Origin of the sequence: Runella defluvii, from assembly GCF_014195535.1 — a bacterium.
GTDB classification, from domain to species: Bacteria; Bacteroidota; Bacteroidia; order Cytophagales; family Spirosomataceae; genus Runella; species Runella defluvii.
In genome coordinates this window covers 171,498-192,811 of sequence record NZ_JACIBY010000014.1, presented here as the reverse complement: position 1 = coordinate 192,811, position 21,314 = coordinate 171,498, and the positions used below count along the sequence as shown (strand labels likewise).

19 protein-coding genes are annotated in these 21,314 nt (G+C 43.5%); 11 read left to right on the top strand and 8 right to left on the bottom strand.

The features are described from left to right. Nucleotides 1–164: 164 nt before the first annotated feature. Entirely contained in the window at nt 165–1,439 is a 1,275-nt protein-coding gene (locus FHS57_RS25680) for a DUF349 domain-containing protein (protein ID WP_028522234.1), read from the bottom strand. 80 nt (nt 1,440–1,519) lie between these two features. On the opposite strand from FHS57_RS25680, the gene ettA reads away from it, so the two are divergent. Then, the gene (gene ettA, locus FHS57_RS25675; RefSeq protein WP_183978737.1) at nt 1,520–3,190 is read left to right on the top strand and encodes an energy-dependent translational throttle protein EttA; all 1,671 of its coding nucleotides are present in this window, start codon (nt 1,520–1,522) and stop codon (nt 3,188–3,190) included. Nucleotides 3,191–3,245: 55 nt separating this feature from the next. On the opposite strand, the gene FHS57_RS25670 is transcribed toward ettA, so the two are convergent. From FHS57_RS25670 to FHS57_RS25660, 3 genes are all read right to left on the bottom strand, one after another. Beyond that, on the bottom strand, nt 3,246–4,076 hold the full coding sequence (locus FHS57_RS25670) for an HNH endonuclease (RefSeq protein WP_183978736.1): 831 nt from the start codon (nt 4,074–4,076) through the stop codon (nt 3,246–3,248). A 7-nt stretch (nt 4,077–4,083) separates the two neighbouring features. Continuing rightward, nucleotides 4,084–5,334, bottom strand: a complete 1,251-nt coding sequence (locus FHS57_RS25665) for an AAA family ATPase (protein WP_183978735.1) — start codon at nt 5,332–5,334, stop codon at nt 4,084–4,086. 63 nt (nt 5,335–5,397) lie between these two features. After that, nucleotides 5,398–6,408: an NAD-dependent epimerase/dehydratase family protein gene (locus tag FHS57_RS25660; RefSeq protein ID WP_183978733.1), complete on the bottom strand. Its 1,011-nt coding sequence runs from the start codon at nt 6,406–6,408 to the stop codon at nt 5,398–5,400. A 228-nt stretch (nt 6,409–6,636) separates the two neighbouring features. Between FHS57_RS25660 and FHS57_RS25655 the strand changes: the two genes are divergently transcribed. Both FHS57_RS25655 and htpG read left to right on the top strand, forming a co-directional pair. Beyond that, the gene (locus FHS57_RS25655) at nt 6,637–7,899 is read left to right on the top strand and encodes a DUF937 domain-containing protein (RefSeq protein ID WP_183978731.1); all 1,263 of its coding nucleotides are present in this window, start codon (nt 6,637–6,639) and stop codon (nt 7,897–7,899) included. Nucleotides 7,900–8,116: 217 nt separating this feature from the next. After that, nucleotides 8,117–9,949 carry a molecular chaperone HtpG gene (gene htpG / locus FHS57_RS25650; RefSeq protein ID WP_183978729.1) on the top strand — a complete coding sequence of 611 codons (1,833 nt, stop codon included), beginning with the start codon at nt 8,117–8,119 and terminating at the stop codon, nt 9,947–9,949. 148 nt (nt 9,950–10,097) lie between these two features. On the opposite strand, the gene FHS57_RS25645 is transcribed toward htpG, so the two are convergent. After that, entirely contained in the window at nt 10,098–10,544 is a 447-nt protein-coding gene (locus FHS57_RS25645; protein WP_183978727.1) for a GNAT family N-acetyltransferase, read from the bottom strand. A gap of 49 nt (nt 10,545–10,593) precedes the next feature. Beyond that, entirely contained in the window at nt 10,594–11,649 is a 1,056-nt protein-coding gene (locus FHS57_RS25640) for a ferredoxin--NADP reductase (RefSeq protein ID WP_183978724.1), read from the bottom strand. A gap of 177 nt (nt 11,650–11,826) precedes the next feature. Here FHS57_RS25640 and FHS57_RS25635 point away from each other — a divergent pair, with 177 nt between their 5' ends. Together FHS57_RS25635 and FHS57_RS25630 are read left to right on the top strand one after the other, a co-directional pair. Next, nucleotides 11,827–12,153: a HesB/IscA family protein gene (locus tag FHS57_RS25635; protein WP_028522226.1), complete on the top strand. Its 327-nt coding sequence runs from the start codon at nt 11,827–11,829 to the stop codon at nt 12,151–12,153. A gap of 96 nt (nt 12,154–12,249) precedes the next feature. Beyond that, nucleotides 12,250–13,452: a hypothetical protein gene (locus tag FHS57_RS25630; RefSeq protein ID WP_183978722.1), complete on the top strand. Its 1,203-nt coding sequence runs from the start codon at nt 12,250–12,252 to the stop codon at nt 13,450–13,452. Nucleotides 13,453–13,654: 202 nt separating this feature from the next. On the opposite strand, the gene FHS57_RS25625 is transcribed toward FHS57_RS25630, so the two are convergent. Both FHS57_RS25625 and FHS57_RS25620 read right to left on the bottom strand, forming a co-directional pair. Next, nucleotides 13,655–14,995, bottom strand: coding sequence for an FAD-binding protein (locus FHS57_RS25625; protein WP_183978720.1), 1,341 nt, complete (start codon nt 14,993–14,995; stop codon nt 13,655–13,657). A gap of 112 nt (nt 14,996–15,107) precedes the next feature. After that, nucleotides 15,108–15,746: a 3-keto-disaccharide hydrolase gene (locus FHS57_RS25620; RefSeq protein ID WP_183978718.1), complete on the bottom strand. Its 639-nt coding sequence runs from the start codon at nt 15,744–15,746 to the stop codon at nt 15,108–15,110. Nucleotides 15,747–16,041: 295 nt separating this feature from the next. On the opposite strand from FHS57_RS25620, the gene FHS57_RS25615 reads away from it, so the two are divergent. From FHS57_RS25615 to FHS57_RS25590, 6 genes are all read left to right on the top strand, one after another. Then, entirely contained in the window at nt 16,042–16,845 is an 804-nt protein-coding gene (locus FHS57_RS25615; protein ID WP_028522222.1) for a ParA family protein, read from the top strand. Nucleotides 16,846–16,913: 68 nt separating this feature from the next. Beyond that, nucleotides 16,914–17,831, top strand: a complete 918-nt coding sequence (locus FHS57_RS25610; protein WP_183978716.1) for a ParB/RepB/Spo0J family partition protein — start codon at nt 16,914–16,916, stop codon at nt 17,829–17,831. Then, complete coding sequence (locus FHS57_RS25605) at nt 17,828–18,526, top strand: DUF5683 domain-containing protein (RefSeq protein ID WP_183978714.1); 699 nt, start codon at nt 17,828–17,830, stop codon at nt 18,524–18,526. The genes FHS57_RS25610 and FHS57_RS25605 overlap by 4 nt, the downstream gene beginning before the upstream one ends. A gap of 24 nt (nt 18,527–18,550) precedes the next feature. Beyond that, entirely contained in the window at nt 18,551–19,267 is a 717-nt protein-coding gene (dapB, locus tag FHS57_RS25600) for a 4-hydroxy-tetrahydrodipicolinate reductase (protein WP_183978712.1), read from the top strand. A gap of 28 nt (nt 19,268–19,295) precedes the next feature. Then, nucleotides 19,296–20,435, top strand: a complete 1,140-nt coding sequence (gene lepB / locus FHS57_RS25595; protein WP_183978710.1) for a signal peptidase I — start codon at nt 19,296–19,298, stop codon at nt 20,433–20,435. Nucleotides 20,436–20,841: 406 nt separating this feature from the next. Beyond that, nucleotides 20,842–21,306, top strand: coding sequence for a YchJ family protein (locus FHS57_RS25590; protein WP_183978708.1), 465 nt, complete (start codon nt 20,842–20,844; stop codon nt 21,304–21,306). The last annotated feature ends 8 nt before the right edge of the window (nt 21,307–21,314 follow it).

The window sequence follows — 21,314 nt, the reverse complement described above, 5'->3', positions numbered from 1 at the left end:
AAACCCCGAAAATGGCCAACTTTGGCTCTTTTTCGGGGTTAATTTATTTATAAAAAACTATAAATCAACAGGTTAAACCTAAAAAGGGAAGCCTAAAATGAAACATCCCGAAAGTTCAGAACTTTCGGGATGTTTGCTTAAATAGCTTCCAAAGAAGGCCAAATTTAGATTCGCGTAAGCGCTATTTTGTATTCCTCTAAAATCTTCTCCTTCATCGTGATTTTACGGCGTTGGATGTTGATTTTACCCATCACTTGGCGTTCAGCTTCTGGATCAGGCGGCATATTTTGCGCATTGGCAATGGTTACCTCCAAATCTGCTTTTTCACGCTTGATGAGCCATTCCATCTCACGAATTTTGATGTTGAGCTGGTCTTGTGGCGTACGAATTTCAAACGCAGGATATTTACGTGAGATAACTCGGGCCAAATAACTCAACTCAAAAATCTTATCGCAAGCCGAACGGAAACGCTCTGCAATATTTTTATCTCCCACTCGGGGTGGAAGGCGAATTTCTTTCCATTGGTTCAACAACGTTTTGGCACGTTCTGATGCCTGAATAATGTCGCTCGAACGGGCAAGTTGCTCTGCTTCGCGGCACATTTCGCGTTGTTTGGTCACCAGTGGGTTTTCTTGCGGCTGCGTCACAATGCCACGGATACGGTTGATTTTGTCCATAATCCGTTGGTTTGAGCGCTTAAATTGCTTGTACAATTTGGCCGAACGTTTCACTGGGATTTCACCCACGTCTTTCCATTCTGACCTCACTTGGCGCAAGATGCGGCTTGCTTCGTCAAGGTCATACATACGCATGAGCGAATCTGACTTGGCGATAAGTTCCGTATAGCGTTCGATGCGGTCGGCAATTACGCGGTTTAGTTCTGAGAAGAAATCACGACGTTGCTGGAAAAACGTATCCAACAGCAACTGGAATGTACCTTCGACTTCCTCTTGGTATTCTTTGTCAACAGGGCCAGTACGAATCCATTTCGATTTAATTTCTTGCAACATGTCCGTTGCGGCTTGCCAATCGTCGTTTTCGACTTGTACAGCCCGCGTTTCATCCAACAAAGCGCGCTTGATTTCCAGGTTTTTTTCTTGGTTGACTTTAATCAAGTCTTCAAGCACCACTTCCAATTTGTCGAGCCGTTCTAAGAGCGGGACAAAATCACCGAGTCCGTCAAAACTGAGCAGTTTTTTGCGTAGCTGCACCAATTTTGTCAGGTAAGAGCCTTTGTTTTGGGCTTCTTCTACATCACTTTCTAACTGTTCCACCTTACTCGAAGCAATATTGAAGCGATTTTTAAAATAATCAATGGCTTCTTGTTCGGTGCGTTTCACTTCGCCAATTTGGCGGTCTGGGTTCCCTAAATACCCTTTTAAGAATACCTTGCCGTCTGAGACATAGCCGTATTCGTCCATTAAGGTGGCATTTTCCATCACTGGTTTACTTTATTTATCTGCTTTTGAAGGTTTTGGTGGGCAATTTACGATATTTGCCACCACAAATTAAACGAAAAATGAGCAACGAAACTATTATTTTCTCGATGTCGGGGGTAAGTAAAGTAATTCCTCCCAACCGACAAATCATTAAAAACATTTATCTGTCGTTTTTCTATGGTGCTAAGATAGGCGTTTTAGGATTAAATGGCTCAGGAAAATCCACTCTTTTACGCATCATTGCAGGCATAGACAAAGCTTATACTGGCGAAGTTGTTTTTTCACCAGGGTATTCGGTGGGCTTGCTTGAACAAGAACCCCAATTTGACCCCACCAAGACCGTTCTTGAGGTTGTCCAAGAAGGAACGCAGGAAGTGGTCGATTTATTGAAAGAGTTTGATCAAATAAATGAAGCTTTTGGCGACGCCGATGCCGATTTTGATAAATTGCTGGAACGACAAGGGGAAGTTCAGGAGCGCCTCGACGCCCTCGACGCCTGGGATTTGGACAGCAAATTGGAGCGTGCTATGGACGCCCTTCGCTGCCCGCCGTCGGATGCCCTCATTGCTAATTTGTCGGGTGGTGAAAAACGCCGCGTGGCACTTTGCCGACTTTTATTGAAAAAACCTGACGTCCTTCTTTTAGACGAACCTACCAACCACTTGGATGCCGAGTCGGTATTGTGGTTAGAAGAACACCTTCGCCAATACGAAGGGACGGTCATTGCCGTAACGCACGACCGTTATTTCTTGGATAACGTGGCGGGTTGGATTTTGGAACTTGACCGTGGCGAAGGTATTCCTTGGAAGGGAAATTATTCTTCGTGGTTAGAGCAAAAACAAAACCGTTTGGCCAAAGAAGAAAAGCAAGAATCAAAGCGTCAGAAAACGCTTCAACGCGAATTGGAGTGGGTACGCATGGCACCCAAGGCACGTCAAGCCAAGTCGAAGGCTCGTTTGGGGGCTTACGAAAAACTCTTGGACGAAGACATGAAGCAAAAAGAAGAGAAATTGGAGCTTTTCATTCCGTCTGGGCCGCGTTTGGGCAATAAAGTGATTGAGATGGAAGGCGTTTCTAAAGCGTTTGGCGACAAGCTTTTGTTTGAAAATCTTACCTTTTCGCTTCCTCCTGCGGGTATTGTGGGTATCATTGGGCCTAACGGTGCGGGTAAATCGACGTTGTTCAAACTCATTACGGAGCAAGTCAAACCCGACAGCGGCACCACCGTCATTGGTGAAACGGTACAAATTGCGTACGCCGACCAAGAACACAACCAACTCGACCCCAACAAAACAGTTTACCAACAAATCTCGGAAGGCAACGATTGGGTATTGCTCGGTGGAAAACAAAGCAACGCCCGCGCCTACGTGAGCCGTTTTAACTTTACAGGAAGCGACCAAGAAAAAAAGATTGGAAACCTGTCGGGGGGAGAACGTAACCGTGTTCACTTGGCGATGATGCTCAAAGAAGGCGGCAACGTGTTGCTGCTCGATGAACCTACCAACGACTTGGACGTCAACACGCTTCGCGCCTTGGAAGAAGCCCTCGAAAACTTTGCAGGCTGCGCCGTGATTATCTCCCACGACCGTTGGTTCTTAGACCGTCTTTGCACGCACATCTTGGCTTTTGAAGGCGATTCTCAGGTGTATTGGTTTGAAGGAAACTTCTCCGACTACGAAGAAAACCGCCGCAAACGTTTAGGAACGGACGTAACACCAAAACGGATTAAATACAAAAAGTTGATGGCCTAATTGTAAATCGCTGACGAAGATTATCCCGTCAGCGATTTATATTAACAACCTTCAATTATAAGATTTCATCAAAGTATCGTACCATACCAGCGAACGGTGATTTATCGGACTTCATAAAATCAATTTGCCCGATGATGTCTTTTTGGGTCAGCACATCTGTAATATGAGGCAACGCCTTTTTAAAAGCTCGAAAAAGCCTAAAAATGCCATATCTTACAGATTTCAACTCTGTTCGATTAATTCCATAATAATCTTCCATTGCCCTAATGTAGGGTTCTAAATGCGGGCTTTTGGGCACAACTTTTACTTCTGCTAGAACATCATCTGCCTCATAAGCAATAAAATTTACAGGATTATCGAAATAAGGATTTAGCAAATAAGCTTGCTCATCGTGGTGCTTTTGTAAATACGTTTGAAGTGTGTAATTAACATCTACATCAATGGGATCTGGTGAGATATTTTTTACCAATAACGTTATTTCATCTTCCGTTGAATTTACGCTAATTTGAGGTTCAGGAAATCGTACTCCATTGATCGGAAAATTATCGCTTTTATAAATCTGATTGCATATCTGGCAGGCATACAAATAGTTATCGTAGGTATAAGCTAGCCACCAATAAATACTTTTGGGCCGATAATGTTCCACGTCGCCATGCGCTACAACTTCAGTATTTGCTTCGCAGTAGGCACATTTTCCAAAACTCTCTTTTTTCAATTGCGCCTTTGATAGTTTCCAGAAAGTAGTATCAAATTCTATTTTTTCTTTCGAGCCTTTTAATCTCTCTAGTTGCGCTTTTATCAATTCAATCTCCTTTTCACGTTTTTCTTCTCCGCGATATTTGGCTTTAATCGCTTTTGATGTTCTGAGACGGAATAAGGGAATCATAAATAAATTATTGAATATTCAAGTTGGCTTCGATACGTTTCAATAAATCAAGACTTTTTTCTGAGGTTTCAGGCATGGCTCGTTTGGGCAGGTTTTTCTTTAATTTTCTCTCAACATTTCTGAGTTTTTCGTGCTCTTCTTCTGATTTTTTTTCTTTGTTTTTGAGTTTATTATAAATTGCCTTGTTTTCTTCCATCTCCCATGATTCGTCTGTTTCTAAACCAAAAACAGGCGTCATTAATAATTGGTTGATTAAAAGGTTTTTTGGTGTTCCAATAAATGGAATCAATTGAATTTGATTTTTATCATCTCGTTTCAACGCATACAATTCTCCCTCATCTACTTGTTGTGCCGTCAGTGGCGAATGTGTCGTAGCAATTACCTGAAAATTAGGCAATTTACGCGTAATAAAATCTATTAGTCTGCGCTGCCATTTTGGGTGAAGATGTAAATCTATTTCATCGATCAACAGTACGCCTCTGGCTGCCAGTGGGTTTTGATAGTCTTTAAACGTCTCTGTGATTCGGTATAACAAATCACCAATCCAAGCAGCCATATTTTGATATCCATCACTCAAATAATCCAGTGGCACTATCCCATCAATGGTCTTGAATAAAACCTGTTTTTTGAATTTATCAATGGAATGAAAAGAAGCACTTGGCAAAAAATCATCCAACGCTTCTTTGACAATTGCGATACCTTGTTCACCCGAGCGATAATCTAGGTCTATAATCCAAGAAGTAAGAGGATTTAAAGAATAAGCATTATTAAACAAACTTCTTACATTTCCCGAACGATTACCATTTGAAGATTTCTCAAAATTTGAAAAATTTTCTGATGGCAACCTTCGGCTTGCGCCATAAGCTACGATAAAATAATTTCGGTCGGCATGTTCTATGGCATCATCAATCAAACGTAGTGACTCCTTGTTGTTAGAAATAATATTTGAATAATTATCTTTTCGATTTATGATGAGGCTTATTTCTCTTATTTCACCTTTTTTTGTCCCCAACGTAGCGTCAATACGACAGCTATTTTGATTATTTCTTATCCAACTATCGGTATCACTTAACAACTCCCCTAACGCATTACTACCAGCGGTGACTAAAGCGATTGCTTTTAAAACATTGCTCTTACCTGTACCATTTTCCCCCAAAATTAATGTCCATTGTCGATTTTGAGTACTCGTTTTCTCAAACGATATTTCAATATCAGCGAGGCATTTAAAGTCTTGAAGTCGTATTTTTTTGAGAAACATAACCAATACTTGTTTGTGTATAGCGTAAAGTTAGATAAAACACCTTAAATCGACTTTTTGTACTCAATTTTTCAACGTTTTACAAACCCGCACCACCGTTTCATCCAGCGGCCTGTAAGTAAATCCAAGCTCTTTCTGGATTTTTTCTCCGTTATAAATAAACTTTGTTCGGGCGGTTTTGGCGGTTTCTTTGGTGATGAGTGGCTTGCTTCCCGTCAACCACGACCGAGCGGCTTCCACTCGCCAAATAATTTCTGTCAAAAAGGGCGACACAAGTTTTGACGGTGGGCGTTTGCCAAAGCCTTCGGCTATTTTGGTAAATAATTCGCGGTACGTTGTACTTCCTGCACTTAGTACAAATCGCTCATTTTTCACTTCCGATACCAACAGCTTCACCGTCGCTTCTGCCACGTCTAGTACGTCAACGTAGTTGATTAGCCCTTCGGTATAAAACTTATTTTCGTCGAAAGCATACTTAAACAATTGTGTGCTGCTTCGCGTCCAGTCGCCTTCGCCGAGCACCATGCTTGGGTTGACCACCACCGCCGAAAGTCCCTCCGCCACGCCTCTCCACACCTCAATTTCTGCCAAATATTTACTTTTTCCGTAGTGCGAATTCAGGGGTGACTCTTCCCATTTTTGGTTTTCATCAATTACTGTCGGTTTCGACGCATCTATCATGCGCGGGTCGGGCCGCCCAAGCGCCGCTACCGAACTCACAAAAGCCATTTTTTTGACTCCTACTTCTAATGCCAAGTTGACGACGTTGGCCGTTCCTTGTACATTAATTTGGTACATTTGTTTTTGATCTTTGGGAATAAAAGAAACAATTGCCGCCGTATGAATCACGTAGGCTACCCCTTCAAACGCCTTTTCCAATGCCTTCACATCCAATACATCTCCCTCGGCCCATTCCATCTTTGCTTCCACGCCGTTCAACAACTTCATGTCGCTTCCGCTACGACGTAGCCCACGGACACGGTGCCCATTGGCCAATAAATAGTTTACAATGGCACTACCTAAAAGGCCGTTTGCGCCAGTGACTAAAATGAGTGGTTCAGCTGATTTGTCCAAAAACGTAGAATTTTAAGTAAATTTCTTTTGTACAAAGGTAACGACAATGGTTCGATTGCTAAAAAAAACTATCAGGTGTTGACTATGGACTCTTAACTATTAAGTAACTTTCCGCCCCATTTGAAAAAATCGAATCACTATTGGTTGTAGCGCTGGGAGGTGAAGGGCATAGTTGCGTACTTTTTCACTTTTCCTCCTGGGGCTCTAACTCATAAAAAAACATTGAAAATGAACTTATTTGCATCTCTGAAGGAGACATTGACTGAGGGTATCGTAAATCAGATTGCGGTACAGAACAACGAAAAAACAGAGAAAATCCAAAAAGCAATTGATGCTTTCGCTGCTTCGATTGTGGGTGGTCTTATTAAGCGAGCCTCCAACGAATCGGGGATGAAACTTATTTTTAATCAGGCAAAAAACACACCATTTTCTCCCGAGCAACTTCCCAGAATTTTGAAAACGCCCTCAGAATTAGAAGAATTCAAGGCGGCTGGCGAAAAAATCCTCAATACGGTGCTCCCTGGCTTCAAAAGCTCTGTTTGTAGCATGGTGACGAAATACTCTGGCACAAAAAACTCGCTTGCGTCGTCGTTGAGTGGCATTTCGATGTCTATTATTATTTCGGTGTTGAAAAAGGTAGTAGCTGAGAAACAATTCGATGCCGAGTCATTGGCTGCTTATTTGGGAGAACAACGTGAAAGCCTCCTTACTATCGTTCCTGACCTCAACGACCGCATCATCGAAACCGTGGGAATTCAGTACCTTTTACAGAGTTTTGAAGTACCTCGTGCCGAACAATCTACGACCATCACCAAAAGTTCTGAGCCTATTCCAGCTAAGCAACCGTTTTTGGTCGGCGTCGATGTGGAAGATTCGGGATTGGGGCGAATTAATTTCAAATGGGTAGGACTTGGCCTCTTGGTCGTTGCCGTTATTGGGGCTGGTATTTACTTCTGGAGTCAGCGAGACACCTCGACGGTTGACACAGAAATAGATGCTGATACGCTTGCCGAAGCCCGTACGATTCAAGAACCAATCGCTGCTAACAAAACGGCCGATACCACCACTGCTGCTACTCCAACTACGCCCGCCGCAACCACGACCGAGAGCCCAATGGCTACCTATTTGGCAGATGCGGCCGCTGCCAAAGGGAAAGCGTTTAAGTTTGAAAACGTGGATTTTGAAGACAATACGGTGCAATTAAAAGCAACAGCATCTCAGCCCGTACAAGCCTTGGCCGATTTGTTGAAAAAATACCCAACCGCCCAAATCAAACTCGTCGCCTACGCCAACGATGCCAAGCCGCCATTGACCAACAAAGTGCTGTCGGTAAAACGGGTGTATGCCTTGAAAGACCAATTTGTAAAATCAGGCATTAGCTTCGTACGAGTGGATGCAGAAGGACGAGGCACGGGCATTAATCCTAAAGATACCACAGGCCGCAAACAAATACCTATGCGCGAAATATGGGTGAAGTTTGTGCAGAAATAGTCGATGGTTTATAGTCCACAGTCGATAGAGAGGACTAACCATTGACCATCGACTGTGGACTGTGGACTGTGGACTGTGGACAAAAAATAAAGCTGTCAGGTTTGAAAATCTGACAGCTTTATTTTTTGCCATTATGTCAGATAATAGAGCGGTGGAATACATTTTTTAGGTAATCAACGCAGAAAACCAAAAACTGTAAAAACCGTAAAACAGAATTATGGAAGCAAACGTACAGGCCGAAAAAGGGCAATTGTCGATTCATACCGACAATATTTTTCCAATTATCAAAAAATTCCTCTATTCAGACCACGAAATTTTCTTGCGTGAGTTGGTTTCAAACGCCGTAGATGCCACTCAAAAAATCAAGAAATTAGCCGATTTTGGTGAGTTCAATGGCGAACTTGGTGAATTGAAAGTATCGATAAAACTCGACGAAGAGGCAAAAACGATTACCATCAGCGACCGTGGTATCGGGATGACAGCCGAAGAAATCAAAAAATACATCAACCAAATTGCCTTCTCGGGCGCGGCTGAGTTTGTTGAAAAATACAAAGAGAAAGAAGATACCCGTGGCAATATTATCGGTAACTTCGGACTAGGTTTCTACTCGGCGTTTATGGTCGCCAAAGAGGTAGAAATCATTACCAAATCGTTTAAAGATGGCTCCGAAGGCGCTCGTTGGATATGCGACGGAAGCACCGAATTTAGCATTGAGCCCGCCGAAAAAACCGACCGTGGTACGGACATTATCCTCCACATCGCCGAAGATTCGGAAGAGTTTTTGAGCAAATACCGCCTCACCGAAATCCTTGAAAAATACGGCAAATTTTTGCCTATTGAGATTGAGTTCGACGAAAAAATCATCAATAACCCTACTCCTATTTGGGTAAAAGCACCTTCTGAGCTCAAGGATGAAGATTATTTGGCGTTTTACAAAGAACTTCACCCGATGGGCGAAGACCCGCTGTTCTGGATTCACCTTAATGTCGATTATCCGTTCAATTTGACGGGAGTTTTGTATTTCCCCAAACTGAAAAACGACTTCTCGGCCCGCAAAGAAAAAATCCAATTGTACAGCCGTCAGGTATTTATTACGGACGAAGTCAAAGACGTAGTGCCTGATTTCTTAACGCTTCTTCACGGGGTTATCGATTCTCCTGACATTCCGCTCAACGTGTCGCGTAGCTACCTTCAAGCTGATGGTAACGTCAAGAAAATCAGTGGATACATCACGCGCAAAGTAGCCGACAAACTTGCTGAGATTTTCCGCAACGACCGCGAAGGATTTGAGAAAAAGTTTGATGACATTGGCTTGTTTGTTAAGTACGGTATCATTTCCGACGAAAAATTTGGCGAGAAAGCCAAAGAATTCTGCTTGGTTAAAAACACCCAAGGCAAACACTTTACATTTGAAGAATACACCGCCCAAGTCAAAGAAAATCAAACCGATAAGAATGACACGGTGGTGTGGCTGTACGCCAGCGACTTACAAAAGCAAGACGCCTACATCCAATCGGCCACCAAACGGGGCTACGATGTACTCGTGTTTGACAGTGTGATTGACCCACACTTTATCAACGGCATCGAGTACAAAATTGAGAAAACAAACATCAAGCGTGTTGATGCTGATACGCTCGATAAGCTTATTGAAAAAGAAATCAAGCTGGAAAGCGTATTGTCGAAAGACGACGAGGAAAAAGCGAAGAATTTGTTTGAGCAAACCCTCGGTGGGGCTCCTAAACTGACCATCAGCGTGGAACCAATGCCTACCGACGAGTTGCCAGTGGTTATTACCATTCCAGAATTTATCCGTCGTATGAACGACATGGCGGCTACTTCTGGTCAGAAGTCGATGTTTGGTGATATGCCTCAAATGTTGAACGTAGCCATCAATGCCAACCACCCTGTGACGCAAAAAATCCTAAACGCCGACGAGAACGAACAAAAGCAATTGGTTCGTCATGCGTACAACCTGGCGTTGCTTTCGCAAGGAATGCTGACAGGTAGTGAGTTGACGGCTTTTGTTCAACAAGCGGTGTCACGTTTGTAATTGAAAGCTGTACGAAGCTTTGCAGGTAACCACATAGTTTAGATAGTTTTTGCACATAGTAAACATATAAAACCGCCAATGCTGCTGGATTTTATGTTTACTATGTGTTTATTCTTATGTATTCTATGTGTTTAAAATCGGCATACTTTTATAACTCCAACACTGCTGAGTATAAGTCGATTCCTTTGGCCCAGTAGTCGATTTGACGGTTTAAAAGTTTAAATCCAAGTTTTTCGTAGAAACCAAACGAATGTTGCGACGTTTCGACCAAAATAGTTTTGGCAACTCCCGATTGGCGAATTTGATCAATTCGGTACAAAGCCAATTCTTTTCCAACCCCCGTACCTTGAAAATCAGGGTGCACAAAAGCCCATGAAAGTCCTCCTTGCTGGTCAAACGAACGCACCCAATAGCCACCACCACCCACAATTCTCCTGTCCACAACGGCTACGACGTAGTCATCTCCAAAAATATCCAAATACTCCAAAAAGTCGCCCAATTCTTTGGGGTCAAAGTACTTCGGTGTATTCATCATAAATATTTCTTCCAGTGCGGTGCGGTCACTGAGTTCGTAGGGGCGTAATGTAATTTCCATACTCTTATTATTTAATTCAAAAAGGTGGGCAAAAAAAATGCCAAAACTGTTATTCAATCTCAATAACCACTCCCTTGGTAAGTGGGTGGGCAACGCATGTCAAAATATACCCTTGGTTTAACTCCGATTTGGTAAGGCCATCTTCTTCGTCCAGTTGCACTTTACCCGACGTACATTTTCCCATACAAGCCGTACACATTCCCGCCTGACAAGAATACGGCAAGTCAATGTCGAGTTCGAGGGCAGCTTCCAAAATCGTTTGGTGCGGTTCTACATTAAAGGTATATTCTTCACCTTCGTACAAGACTTTCACTTCTTGCGTCTTTAGGCTTCCGTCGTCCTCGGCCTCATGTACTACATGGGTGGTGGCCGTGGCAAAGCTCTCCCGATGGATTTGTTCTTCGGCTACGCCCCACGTCAATAACGTCTCTTTGGTCATTTCCATCAACCCATCTGGCCCACACAAGAAATACTCAGCCGATGCGTTTTTCAACCCTCCTATTCCTTCGAATATCTCTAAAATAGTTGATTTATTCAAACGGCCTCGCACGCCAACCCACGCGTCGGAAGGCTGAGTTAAGGCATAATAAAGCACAAAGCGATTGCCATATATACGGCTCAACTCGTCGAGTTGTTGTTTAAAAATAATACTTTCTTCTTTGCGATTGCCATACAAGAGCACTACCCGACTCTCCGCCTCTACTTTCAACACCGATTTGGCAATAGAAATCAAAGGAGTAACACCACTCCCAGCGCCAATCAACACAATAGTGCGGGCATTGCGCGCATCGGGCAAGACCTGAAAATGCCCCATGGGTTCGAGTACTTCCAGAAAATCTCCTTCTTTGACATTGTCCAAAAGCCAATTGGAAACCAAACCTCCTGGAACACGTTTGACGGTGACGGCAGGTGCGGTATCGGTATGAGGCGAGCTACTCATTGAGTACGAGCGACGCACTTTTTCGCCATTGATGGTCAACAATATGGTTAAAAACTGTCCCGCTTGGTACTTAATCATTTCGCTCAACGGATGCCAAAAAGCAATCGTAGCCGCATCGGGGGTTTCTTTGATAACTTCTTTAACTTTAAGATGAAAATGCTTCATAGTTCTACTTTATACATCGTAGGTTTAACCCCCAAAATTACGATTTGTTTTACCATAACCACAGGATTTACGGAGAAACCTACGGTTATCACCCTAAGTCAGGAAACTTTTAGCCATTGATTTTGGTTGAAGAATCAAATAATTTGCCTTCAAAAACTATCGAAAGTTAATAAAGACATGGTCACAGTAAGCGATAAAGCAAAAGATAAAATCCTTGAATTACGTCGTGAAGAAGGGCGTCCTGAAGACAGCCACATTCGTGTAGGAGTGGTTGGCGGAGGCTGTTCTGGGCTGATGTATAATTTGGAATTTGATTCAACCAAGCAACCCACCGACATGGAGTTCCAAGACAAAGGAATTCGGATTGTGGTTGATAAAAAGAGCATCCTTTACTTAGCTGGGACAATCCTCGATTTTTCGGATGGTCTCAATGGCAAAGGGTTTCAGTTTGTCAATCCAAACGCCAGCCGTACTTGCGGATGTGGCGAGAGTTTTGCGGTTTAACCTACTCCAAGTCACCCACAAAAAAGGCGTCAGATACAAATTCTGACGCCTTTTTTGTGTTATTAGCTATCTTTGCGCCCTCTTACCTTTTACGTCATGGCCCTTACTTTCTGGAATTTTTGGAGCAACAAACTTTTCAACTGGTTAGCAACCTTTACCAATAGCCCTTATTGGAAAACCAAGCTTGCTGTCTTTACGGTTTTGTACATCTTGTTTACCTCTTTCCCTGATTATCAGGCACTGGTAAAAATGGACACAGGAGGACAACGCCTTGCGGCTCGGTTTGAAGTAATTGATTGGATTGGCACCCATCCATTTCAGAACCTACCCGAGCATTTGTTTACGGGAAAAGTACTCAGTGAAGGCGACCAGTCTCACTTCAAAAAACGGGTTTTTCGCCCGCTCATTCCTGTTGCCCTTCACACAGTAGGGCTAAAGGCAAAACACTATGTTGGTATCCAATTTGTCGTCGGGATTTTGTTCGTTGTTTTGTTAATTCGATTCCTTTCTAAGCACCTAAGCTCCACCGCAAGTGTCTTGGCTACGTTTATGTTTGCCAATTTATTCGTCACCAAATGGACTTTTTTTGATTTTTTCTACCACGACCCGCTTGGCTATCTCTTACTTTTAGTCATCGTTAATTTCCGCAATCCATTGTTGATTGTTCTTGGCATTGTCCTCGGTGGCTTTGTCGATGAACGCGCCGTCATTGGCAGTAGCGCGGCGGTTTTGTGGTGGTTTTGGCAAGAGAGCAATGCCCAAAAAGTCGCCCTCAGCGACGTATTTTCGTTCAAACGCTACCGTGCTACTTGGGCGGTGGTGATTGGTATCTTTCTATTTATTGTTTTGAGACTTTACGTCATGTCATCTTTGGGAATGCGAACCGACAAATCAATGCTGGGCTTTGACGCAAATCAGTACAATTCGTTTCCAATGGGCCTGACCGTAACCTACGAATGTGCTTGGTTGCTTCTTATCGGCGCGGTTGTGGGTATGGTTGCTAAAAAAGATTGGCTATACCTGCTGCTGTTTATGTTTAGCGCACTGGGTGTAATAGCCGCTGGCAGCTTGGTCTTAGATTTTTCCAGAAGTTATGCCTACGGTTTTGTGTTATTGTTATTTGCAATCGTGTATCTTTCTAAAACCGAGACACTTCCTCATTTTCTAAACGGACTCACCTTCTGCGCCATTGGTTGCTTTTTGTTTCCGACCTATTATCAAATAGGTTCTTCCTTGTTTTGGATGCCCCATATTTTTCCGAAAATAAAAGTCTTACTTGCTTTCTATCACCTCATTTAATACCTTGTTTGAAAAGTAGTATGATATTTTTTATCCCGCAGATAAACGCAAATTAAAATTCAACGCGGATTGGCGCAGATAAGCTCATTAGCCGAATGAATCACCCAAAATCTGCGGTTATCTGCGGTTTTAGATTCAGCGTAAATCTGCGGGTAAATTATAAAGAAACTTAATAAACAACGTATTTAAGAGGGCTGTTTACCTAACTTCCAAAAAGATTGGTATCAATAAACTCATTCCGAAATTTGCCTTCGGGGTCGTGTTTTTCCATTATTTTTTTAAAATCGGCCAGTTTCTCAATGCGCGATTGCAATACAGCAGGTTTTAGGGTAAAAATTTTGCCCCAATGAGGACGAGGTGCAAAGGGTGCTAACGCTTCTTCGATTTCGGGCAAAAGCGCCATTACCGCCTCCACTTCTTGTTTCCACGTAAAATGGAAAGCTACGCACGTTTTTTTGTAAAATGGACTCATCGGTAACTCATCCGCCGCAATGGCTCTGACCTCAGTAATAAACAAGTGGGGAGCTACTTTTTCGTTTAATTTTTCAATGGCCATAAATCCTTCATACGCGTACTCAAAAGCCACAAAATACTCCGACTGTAGCTCTTTGCCGCTGCTGGGCGTAAAACCCATTTTGAAGTGAGGCATACGCTCGTACCAAGGGCCTTCTACCCCCATTTGGTCTGTACAATTAACGGGGTCTAGGGCTTCAATTGGGTGCAAGTTTTTGGTAGCTAATTTCGCCCCGTAAAACTCAGGAGCTACTTCTTTCATGTCCTCAGCCTTACTCTTTACCCATACCTCACTTACGTTTTTATTGCGCCAATCGGTAAACAAACTCACGCTATACCCGCCCGACATGATGGCTTCAAAATTTTTCTCCAAGGCCGACATGGGCAAATTTTGATACACCACCTGTTTCATTTTAAACGTTGGCTGAACATCGAGCGTAATTTTGGTCGCAATGCCCAAAGCCCCAACGTTTACAACCGCCGCTCCAAATTCTTCTCCGTCTTTTTCACGACTCAATGAAACTACCTCTCCTTTGCCATTCACAAACTCAATGGCAGAAACGGCGGTCGCCAAACTGCCGTTTTTGATACCCGAGCCGTGCGTGGAAGTAGCACACGCACCCGCCACCGAAATATGCGGCAAAGAGGCCAAGTTATGAAGAGCAAAGCCATTATCATCCAAATACTTACACATTTCTCCGTACTTAATGCCAGCCTCTACCGTTACCGTATTTTTTTCTTTATCCAAACCAATGATTTTGTTAAAAGCCTCGGTCGAGATTTGGTTTTCTTTACTATCGGCAATGGTATTAAAGCAGTGTTTCGTGCCCAGTGCTCGTACTTTTTTACACTTTTTAATCGCTTCCTGCAACTCTTCCACGTTTTTTGGAATGTGTAGATTATCCGTACTGTACGTCAAATTTCCCGCCCAATTGGTGCGCGGATCTGCTTTTTTACACGACATCAAATTAGATAGCATACTACCTGTTAAAAGAATAGATGAGGTTTTGAGAAATGTTCGTTTGTCCATTCGAGTGTTAGGTTTAGGTCTTTGGTTACTAAGTGCTTGCGCACAGTTAATTGTTTTTGCCTTTTGCTTATTTGCCAACTTGCCCTTTGCAATTTTTGCCTCTCACACGTCCCTATTTCAGTTCTTCGATAAAGATGTCTTTAAAATAAACCAGCGCCTTTCCTCCCCCGTGAATTTGAAGGCCAATGAGACCCGACTGCGGAATATTAGTATCAGGTTCGGTATAATCCACGGTCGTTACTCCATTGATTTTAAGAACGATATGGCGTTTATCCGCTCTAATTTCGTAATCGTTCCAGTCGTTAGGTTTGAGCAATTTAGCCACTTCTTCGGCGGGTTTTCCCGCCAGCGTTTTATTCCGCCGCGATTCATCATAGAGGCTTCCCCAATATTTATCACCCAAATCGGCTTGGTATCCTTCCATTTCATACGACGGATTGGTAAGTCGTTTGCTCCGAAACTGCACCCCCGAATTGATGAAGCCTTCGGTGCCCACCAGTTTAAATTTAGCCTTTAAAACAAAGTCAGAATAACTCCGTTTTGTACATAAAAAATCGTTGTTTGGCACCTTTGTTTGCAAAGAACCACCCACCAACGCCCCCTGCTCAATTCGCCACGTTTTTAGGGTATCGCCTTCCCAGCCTTTAAAACTTTTGCCGTCAAAAATCCGCTCAGGCTTACGGTGTGTATCTCCCGAAAAAGCGGCCAATGTCACAGTCGCCGCCGCCGACAAAATCAATAAGTACTTCATTGGTTATGAATGGTTAAGCCTATGTGTCGCGTATATACTTGAACTAAAGTCGCGTTTGCTTATTTCTACTTTTAGGCTAACCCACAGATCACCATGCTCCAAACCAAAATTTCATTATTTCATAACATGCCTATGCCCCTCCTAGTACCTGCCTACTGCGCAGGTTTTGCCTTGTTTTTAGTTTAAAACTTGGTCGAAAAGTACCAAACCGTGAAACATTTAACATTTTTTACGTGGAACAGTTTGGGTTATTGGGAATAAAGACGGATATTTGAAGGCGGTAAACCTAATAACAATGGGAAAAATCATAGCAATAGCCAACCAAAAAGGTGGAGTTGGCAAAACCACCACAGCCATCAACTTGGCAGCGAGTTTGGCTGTATTAGATTTCAAAACGCTGATTGTAGATGCCGACCCACAGGCCAACTCTACGTCAGGTTTGGGCTTCAACCCCAAAGAGATTGAGTACAGTATCTATGAGTGTATGGTAGAGGGAGTCATACCACAACAAGCCATTGTGGAAACCAACTTTGAAAACCTATACTTGTTGCCCTCGCACATCGACCTCGTAGGGGCTGAAATTGAGATGATTAATCTCAAAAGTCGGGAAGAAAAAATGAAAGAGGCCCTATGGCCCATCAAAGAAGAGTACGACTTTATCATCATCGACTGTTCGCCTTCGTTGGGTTTGATTACCATCAACAGCCTTACGGCGGCTGACTCGGTGATTGTCCCCGTACAATGCGAGTACTTTGCCCTTGAGGGTTTAGGCAAACTCCTGAATACCATCAAAATCATCCAGACTCGTTTGAATACCAGTTTGACGATTGAGGGGATTTTGTTGACCATGTACGACATGCGGGTGCGTCTATCCAATCAGGTAGTAAATGAAGTTACTGCTCACTTTAAGCATATGGTTTTCAACACCATCATTCCACGCAATATCCGTTTGAGTGAGTCGCCAAGTTATGGTGTACCTACCATTGCGCAGGATTCGGACAGTAAAGGAGCGATTAGTTACTTAAACCTTGCTCGTGAGGTTTTGAACAAAAACGGCTTGCTAGAGCAAGACGAACCTACCAGCCGTAGAGCGCTGTAATTGACACCAATTTGAATACACAGTAGATTTTTTCCAAAAATCTATCTAAAAACATACAATTCTAGCACATGGAAAATGTCGGAAAAGCTGCACCCAAAAAAATGACAGGACTTGGTCGTGGTTTGGGTGCTTTACTCCAAGACAGCGACAACGTCAATCGTTCTTCAAGCCCGTTGCCTCACGAAGGTGTGAGCATGATGAACGAAGTTTCGGTCGATCACATTGAAACAAATCCCTATCAACCTCGTACCCGATTCGATGAAGAAGCGCTCAATGAATTGGCCGAATCGATTCGTATTCAGGGAATTATTCAACCGATTACGGTACGGCAAATCGGGAAGGATCGCTATCAATTGATTTCGGGAGAACGGCGTTTACAAGCATCCAAACTTGCTGGACTTACCCACATCCCGACTTACGTTCGTACGGCCAATGACCAACAAATGTTGGAAATGGCATTGATTGAAAACATTCAGCGCGAAAACCTAAACGCCATCGAAATTGCCCTCAGTTATCAGCGCCTGATTTCGGATTGTGGACTGAAACAAGAAGAACTCGGAGAACGAGTAGGTAAAAATCGCACGACGGTCAACAACTACATTCGTTTGCTCAAACTTCCCCCGTTGATTCAAGCAGCCTTGCGCGACGATCAAATCACGATGGGGCACGCACGGGCGATTATCAACATCGAAAACCCTGAGACACAGCTCAAAATATTCCGTAAAACGATTGAAGAAGCTTGGTCTGTCCGAAAGGTAGAGGAAGCCGTTCAGGCACTTAAACTCGACCCCGACGATACCAACAAAGACCGCAAGCCGACTCTGTTGAAACAAGAACTGCGCTCCTTGCAATTTAAACTTTCATCGTTTTTTGGTTCAAAGGTTTCTATCAAAACCGATGACAAACAAAAAGGTGAAATTAAAATTCCATTTACCTCCCAAGAAGAATTGGATCGTATTTTAGACGTTTTAAAGTTTGAACCTTGAGAACACTAGGGATTTTTTTCAGTTTGTGGCTATGGTCGGGAGTAATGGTGGTGAAGGCGCAACAAACAGCAACAGACTCCCTGCAAAAGCGTCTATCAAAGGCAGTATCCTCCTTGGCCGCTGATTCGACGGTACTGGATTCGCTCAAAAATAAAAAAGTGAGCAAAAGCAGTCTTGCAAAAAGTTCATTGAACGACGCTGCTTTAAAGAAACATAGTCCGCGCAAAGCCGCCTACTATTCATTGATGTTTCCTGGGCTGGGGCAAGCATACAACCGCCAATATTGGAAAATGCCTTTTGTATATGGAGGCTTAGGAGCCGTTGTTTATTTTATACGGTTTTATCATATTCGTTACCAAGATTTTTTGTGGCCGTATTACTTTAGCTATGATCTAACCACGGGTAAACAGCTGCGAACGGAAGCGGAGGTGTTTTTGCGAAGCCAAAACCAAACACGTACCCTCACCCTTGACCGTATTACCCAAGGGAAAGATTTTTACCGCCGCTATCGGGACCTCAATTTTTTGTTGGTAGTGGGTGTTTGGGCGCTGGCAGCCGTGGAAGCCAACGTGTCGGCTCACCTCAAAACGTTTGATATGTCGGAAGATTTGTCTTTTCGGTTTGAGCCTGATACTTACAACAACTCTTTTACGGGCCAAGTATATGGGGTAAAAGTTGTCGTTCCTATCAAATAAATTACGTATTGCAAAACATAAATTATGAATATTCTTCTTTTAGGTTACGGTAAAATGGGCAAAGTGATTGAACAAATCGTCCTGAGCCGTGGCCACCAAGTAATTGGAAAAATTGACATCTCTAACCGCCACGAACTAGCGACTTTTAGCCGCGACAACGTGGATGCCGTCATCGAATTTAGTGCCCCCGAAGCGGCCTACGAAAACCTTAAATGGTGCATGAGTAAAGGCTTGCCAACCGTATGTGGAACCACAGGCTGGCTGCACCACCGCCCCGAAATTGAGCAACTGTGCATCGAAAACAAAGCGGCATTTTTCTACGCGTCAAATTACAGCATCGGGGTTAATTTGTTTTTCCGCCTCAACAAGCAGTTAGCCAAACTCATCGCTCCCTATTCGCAGTATTCGGTGCACACCACCGAAATCCACCACATTCATAAGTTGGATGCCCCAAGTGGAACGGCCATCACGTTGGCAGAAGGCTTAATTCAACAGCTTTCCAACAAAACGGAATGGGTAAATACCGAAGAGGGCACCGAAAATCAAATCCCCATTCTATCTTTGCGCGAAGGAGAAGTTCCTGGTACTCATATTATTCGCTACGATTCTGAAGTAGATAGCATCGAAATCAAACACACCGCCCACAATCGCCAAGGGTTTGCCCTCGGCGCGGTCGTTGCGGCCGAATGGCTGGCTCCCCGCGAAGGCGTGTTTGGCATGGATGAGCTGCTAGGAGAATAGTTTTTTGTTTACAATAAGAATTGTTTTTATGTCTCAACCCAAACCTAAAAAATCGGCCCTTAGAGAATGGCTCGACTCGGTCGTTTTTGCTGTAGTAGCAGCTACCCTTATTCGTTGGTTACTATTGGAAGCGTACACCATTCCGTCGTCATCCATGGAAAAAAGCTTGCTCATTGGCGACTTTTTGTTTGTAAGTAAACTCCACTACGGAGCGCGGACGCCCGGTACGCCACTCCAAGTACCGCTTACGCACCAAACCATTTGGGGAACCAATATTCCCTCGTTTTCTACTTTAATTCAACTCCCGATGTTTCGCCTTCCAAGCTTCACATCGGTCAAACGCAACGACGTGGTTGTTTTCAACTATCCTGGCGACCCAGAAGAACCGTTTGAAGACCCGCTCGTTGGGAATGGAGGTTATAAAAATTTCCCCGTTGACTTGCGTACCAACTTCATCAAACGTTGTATTGCGGTAGCAGGCGACGTGGTAGAAGTTAAAAATGGGTTGGTTTATATCAATGGTAAAGAAGGAGAAACGCCTCCGCAAGCTCAGTTGATGTACCGTTTGGAATCAAGTGATTTGCTGGATGATCGTTTTTTTGAAAATGAAGATATTCGGGATTATGGTACGTTTCCTGGGGATACGACCAAACCTAACCATTTTGTGTATCAAATCCGTACCACACCCCAAACTGTGGACGATTTGAAAAAACACAGCTTTATCCGCTCTGTGACACACGTTAGTCAGTATGCTGCCTCTGCTCCTGAAATGGGACTTTTCCCAGCCGCTGCGAAGCAAAATCCTGATTTTTGGGGACCTATGCAAGTGCCTAAAGAGGGGTTAACTATTCAACTTGATTCGGCCAACGTCACTAAATATGGGTATGTTATCAAGTATTTTGATCATAACGACCCAGAGAAAGTAACGCTTGATAAAGGTAAAGTCAGCATTGACGGAAAAGCCATTACGAGTTATACCTTCAAACAGGACTATTACTTCATGATGGGCGACAACCGCTACGAATCAGCGGACTCGCGTTTTTGGGGCTTTGTTCCTGCCGACCACATCGTTGGAAAAGCGGTCTTCATTTGGATGTCGATAGACCCAAATCCAAAGTCTATCTTAACCAAAATCCGCTGGAATCGTCTGTTTAGATTGATTGACTAGCCCTTTTTGGCAATAATAATAGCACAAAAAAGCGGCTCTGAGCCGCTTTTTTGTGTGTTTGGGTACTCACACACGTGCATTTGGATACTCATATCCAAACGCAGGGTTTCTCAAAACCCTGTTCCGTAATCGAGGTTTTGAGAAACCTCAACCGCGGTTATCAGTAACCGCAGGCACACTCGTGCGTTTGGATACTCATATCCAAACGCAGGGTTTCTCAAAACCCTGTTTGTAATCGAGGTTTTGAGAAACCTCAACCGCGGTTATCAGTAACCGCGGGCACACTCGTGTGTTTGGGTACTCATAAACGTGTGTTTGGATACGCACACTCGTGTGTTTGGGTACTCATATCCAAACGTAGGGTTTCTCAAAACCCTATATACATTTCTAAAACTCTTAGCTAAAAATGACAACAACCTGTTTCTGTGGCGCCTCTCTTCCCTTCGACGAATGTTGTGGGAGCATTATAGCAGGAAAACGTCCCGCTACCACTGCCTTGGAGCTGATGAAATCACGCTATTCGGCATACTGCGTCGTCACCAGCGATTACCTGATTGCAACCACTCATTTGAGCAAACGTGCTCAGTTTGATAAAGCCTCTATCGAGCAATGGGCCAAAGAGTCGCAGTGGAAAGGGTTAAAAATTATCTCAACTGCCAAAGGTTCGGCGCTCGATTCGCAAGGAGAAGTAACTTTCCAAGCGCTGTATATCGACGAAAGCAACAAGAGTCGAGTGCATTACGAACACTCGCTCTTTGTGAAAGAACACAATCAGTGGTTTTATCTTTCAGGAAAAACCATTGCCATCAATCGTAATGATGATTGCCCTTGTGGCAGCGGGAAAAAATACAAAAAGTGCTGTGGGGCTTGATAACTATC

Excerpts from the sequence above, each read along its gene's own strand:
- FHS57_RS25680 (WP_028522234.1), bottom strand. The coding sequence starts at position 1,439 with ATGGAAAATGCCACCTTAATGGACGAATACGGCTATGTCTCAGACGGC.
- ettA (WP_183978737.1), top strand. The coding sequence starts at position 1,520 with ATGAGCAACGAAACTATTATTTTCTCGATGTCGGGGGTAAGTAAAGTA.
- FHS57_RS25670 (WP_183978736.1), bottom strand. The coding sequence starts at position 4,076 with ATGATTCCCTTATTCCGTCTCAGAACATCAAAAGCGATTAAAGCCAAA.
- FHS57_RS25665 (WP_183978735.1), bottom strand. The coding sequence starts at position 5,334 with ATGTTTCTCAAAAAAATACGACTTCAAGACTTTAAATGCCTCGCTGAT.
- FHS57_RS25655 (WP_183978731.1), top strand. The coding sequence starts at position 6,637 with ATGAACTTATTTGCATCTCTGAAGGAGACATTGACTGAGGGTATCGTA.
- htpG (WP_183978729.1), top strand. The coding sequence starts at position 8,117 with ATGGAAGCAAACGTACAGGCCGAAAAAGGGCAATTGTCGATTCATACC.
- FHS57_RS25645 (WP_183978727.1), bottom strand. The coding sequence starts at position 10,544 with ATGGAAATTACATTACGCCCCTACGAACTCAGTGACCGCACCGCACTG.
- FHS57_RS25640 (WP_183978724.1), bottom strand. The coding sequence starts at position 11,649 with ATGAAGCATTTTCATCTTAAAGTTAAAGAAGTTATCAAAGAAACCCCC.
- FHS57_RS25635 (WP_028522226.1), top strand. The coding sequence starts at position 11,827 with ATGGTCACAGTAAGCGATAAAGCAAAAGATAAAATCCTTGAATTACGT.
- FHS57_RS25630 (WP_183978722.1), top strand. The coding sequence starts at position 12,250 with ATGGCCCTTACTTTCTGGAATTTTTGGAGCAACAAACTTTTCAACTGG.
- FHS57_RS25625 (WP_183978720.1), bottom strand. The coding sequence starts at position 14,995 with ATGGACAAACGAACATTTCTCAAAACCTCATCTATTCTTTTAACAGGT.
- FHS57_RS25620 (WP_183978718.1), bottom strand. The coding sequence starts at position 15,746 with ATGAAGTACTTATTGATTTTGTCGGCGGCGGCGACTGTGACATTGGCC.
- FHS57_RS25615 (WP_028522222.1), top strand. The coding sequence starts at position 16,042 with ATGGGAAAAATCATAGCAATAGCCAACCAAAAAGGTGGAGTTGGCAAA.
- FHS57_RS25610 (WP_183978716.1), top strand. The coding sequence starts at position 16,914 with ATGGAAAATGTCGGAAAAGCTGCACCCAAAAAAATGACAGGACTTGGT.
- dapB (WP_183978712.1), top strand. The coding sequence starts at position 18,551 with ATGAATATTCTTCTTTTAGGTTACGGTAAAATGGGCAAAGTGATTGAA.
- lepB (WP_183978710.1), top strand. The coding sequence starts at position 19,296 with ATGTCTCAACCCAAACCTAAAAAATCGGCCCTTAGAGAATGGCTCGAC.
- FHS57_RS25590 (WP_183978708.1), top strand. The coding sequence starts at position 20,842 with ATGACAACAACCTGTTTCTGTGGCGCCTCTCTTCCCTTCGACGAATGT.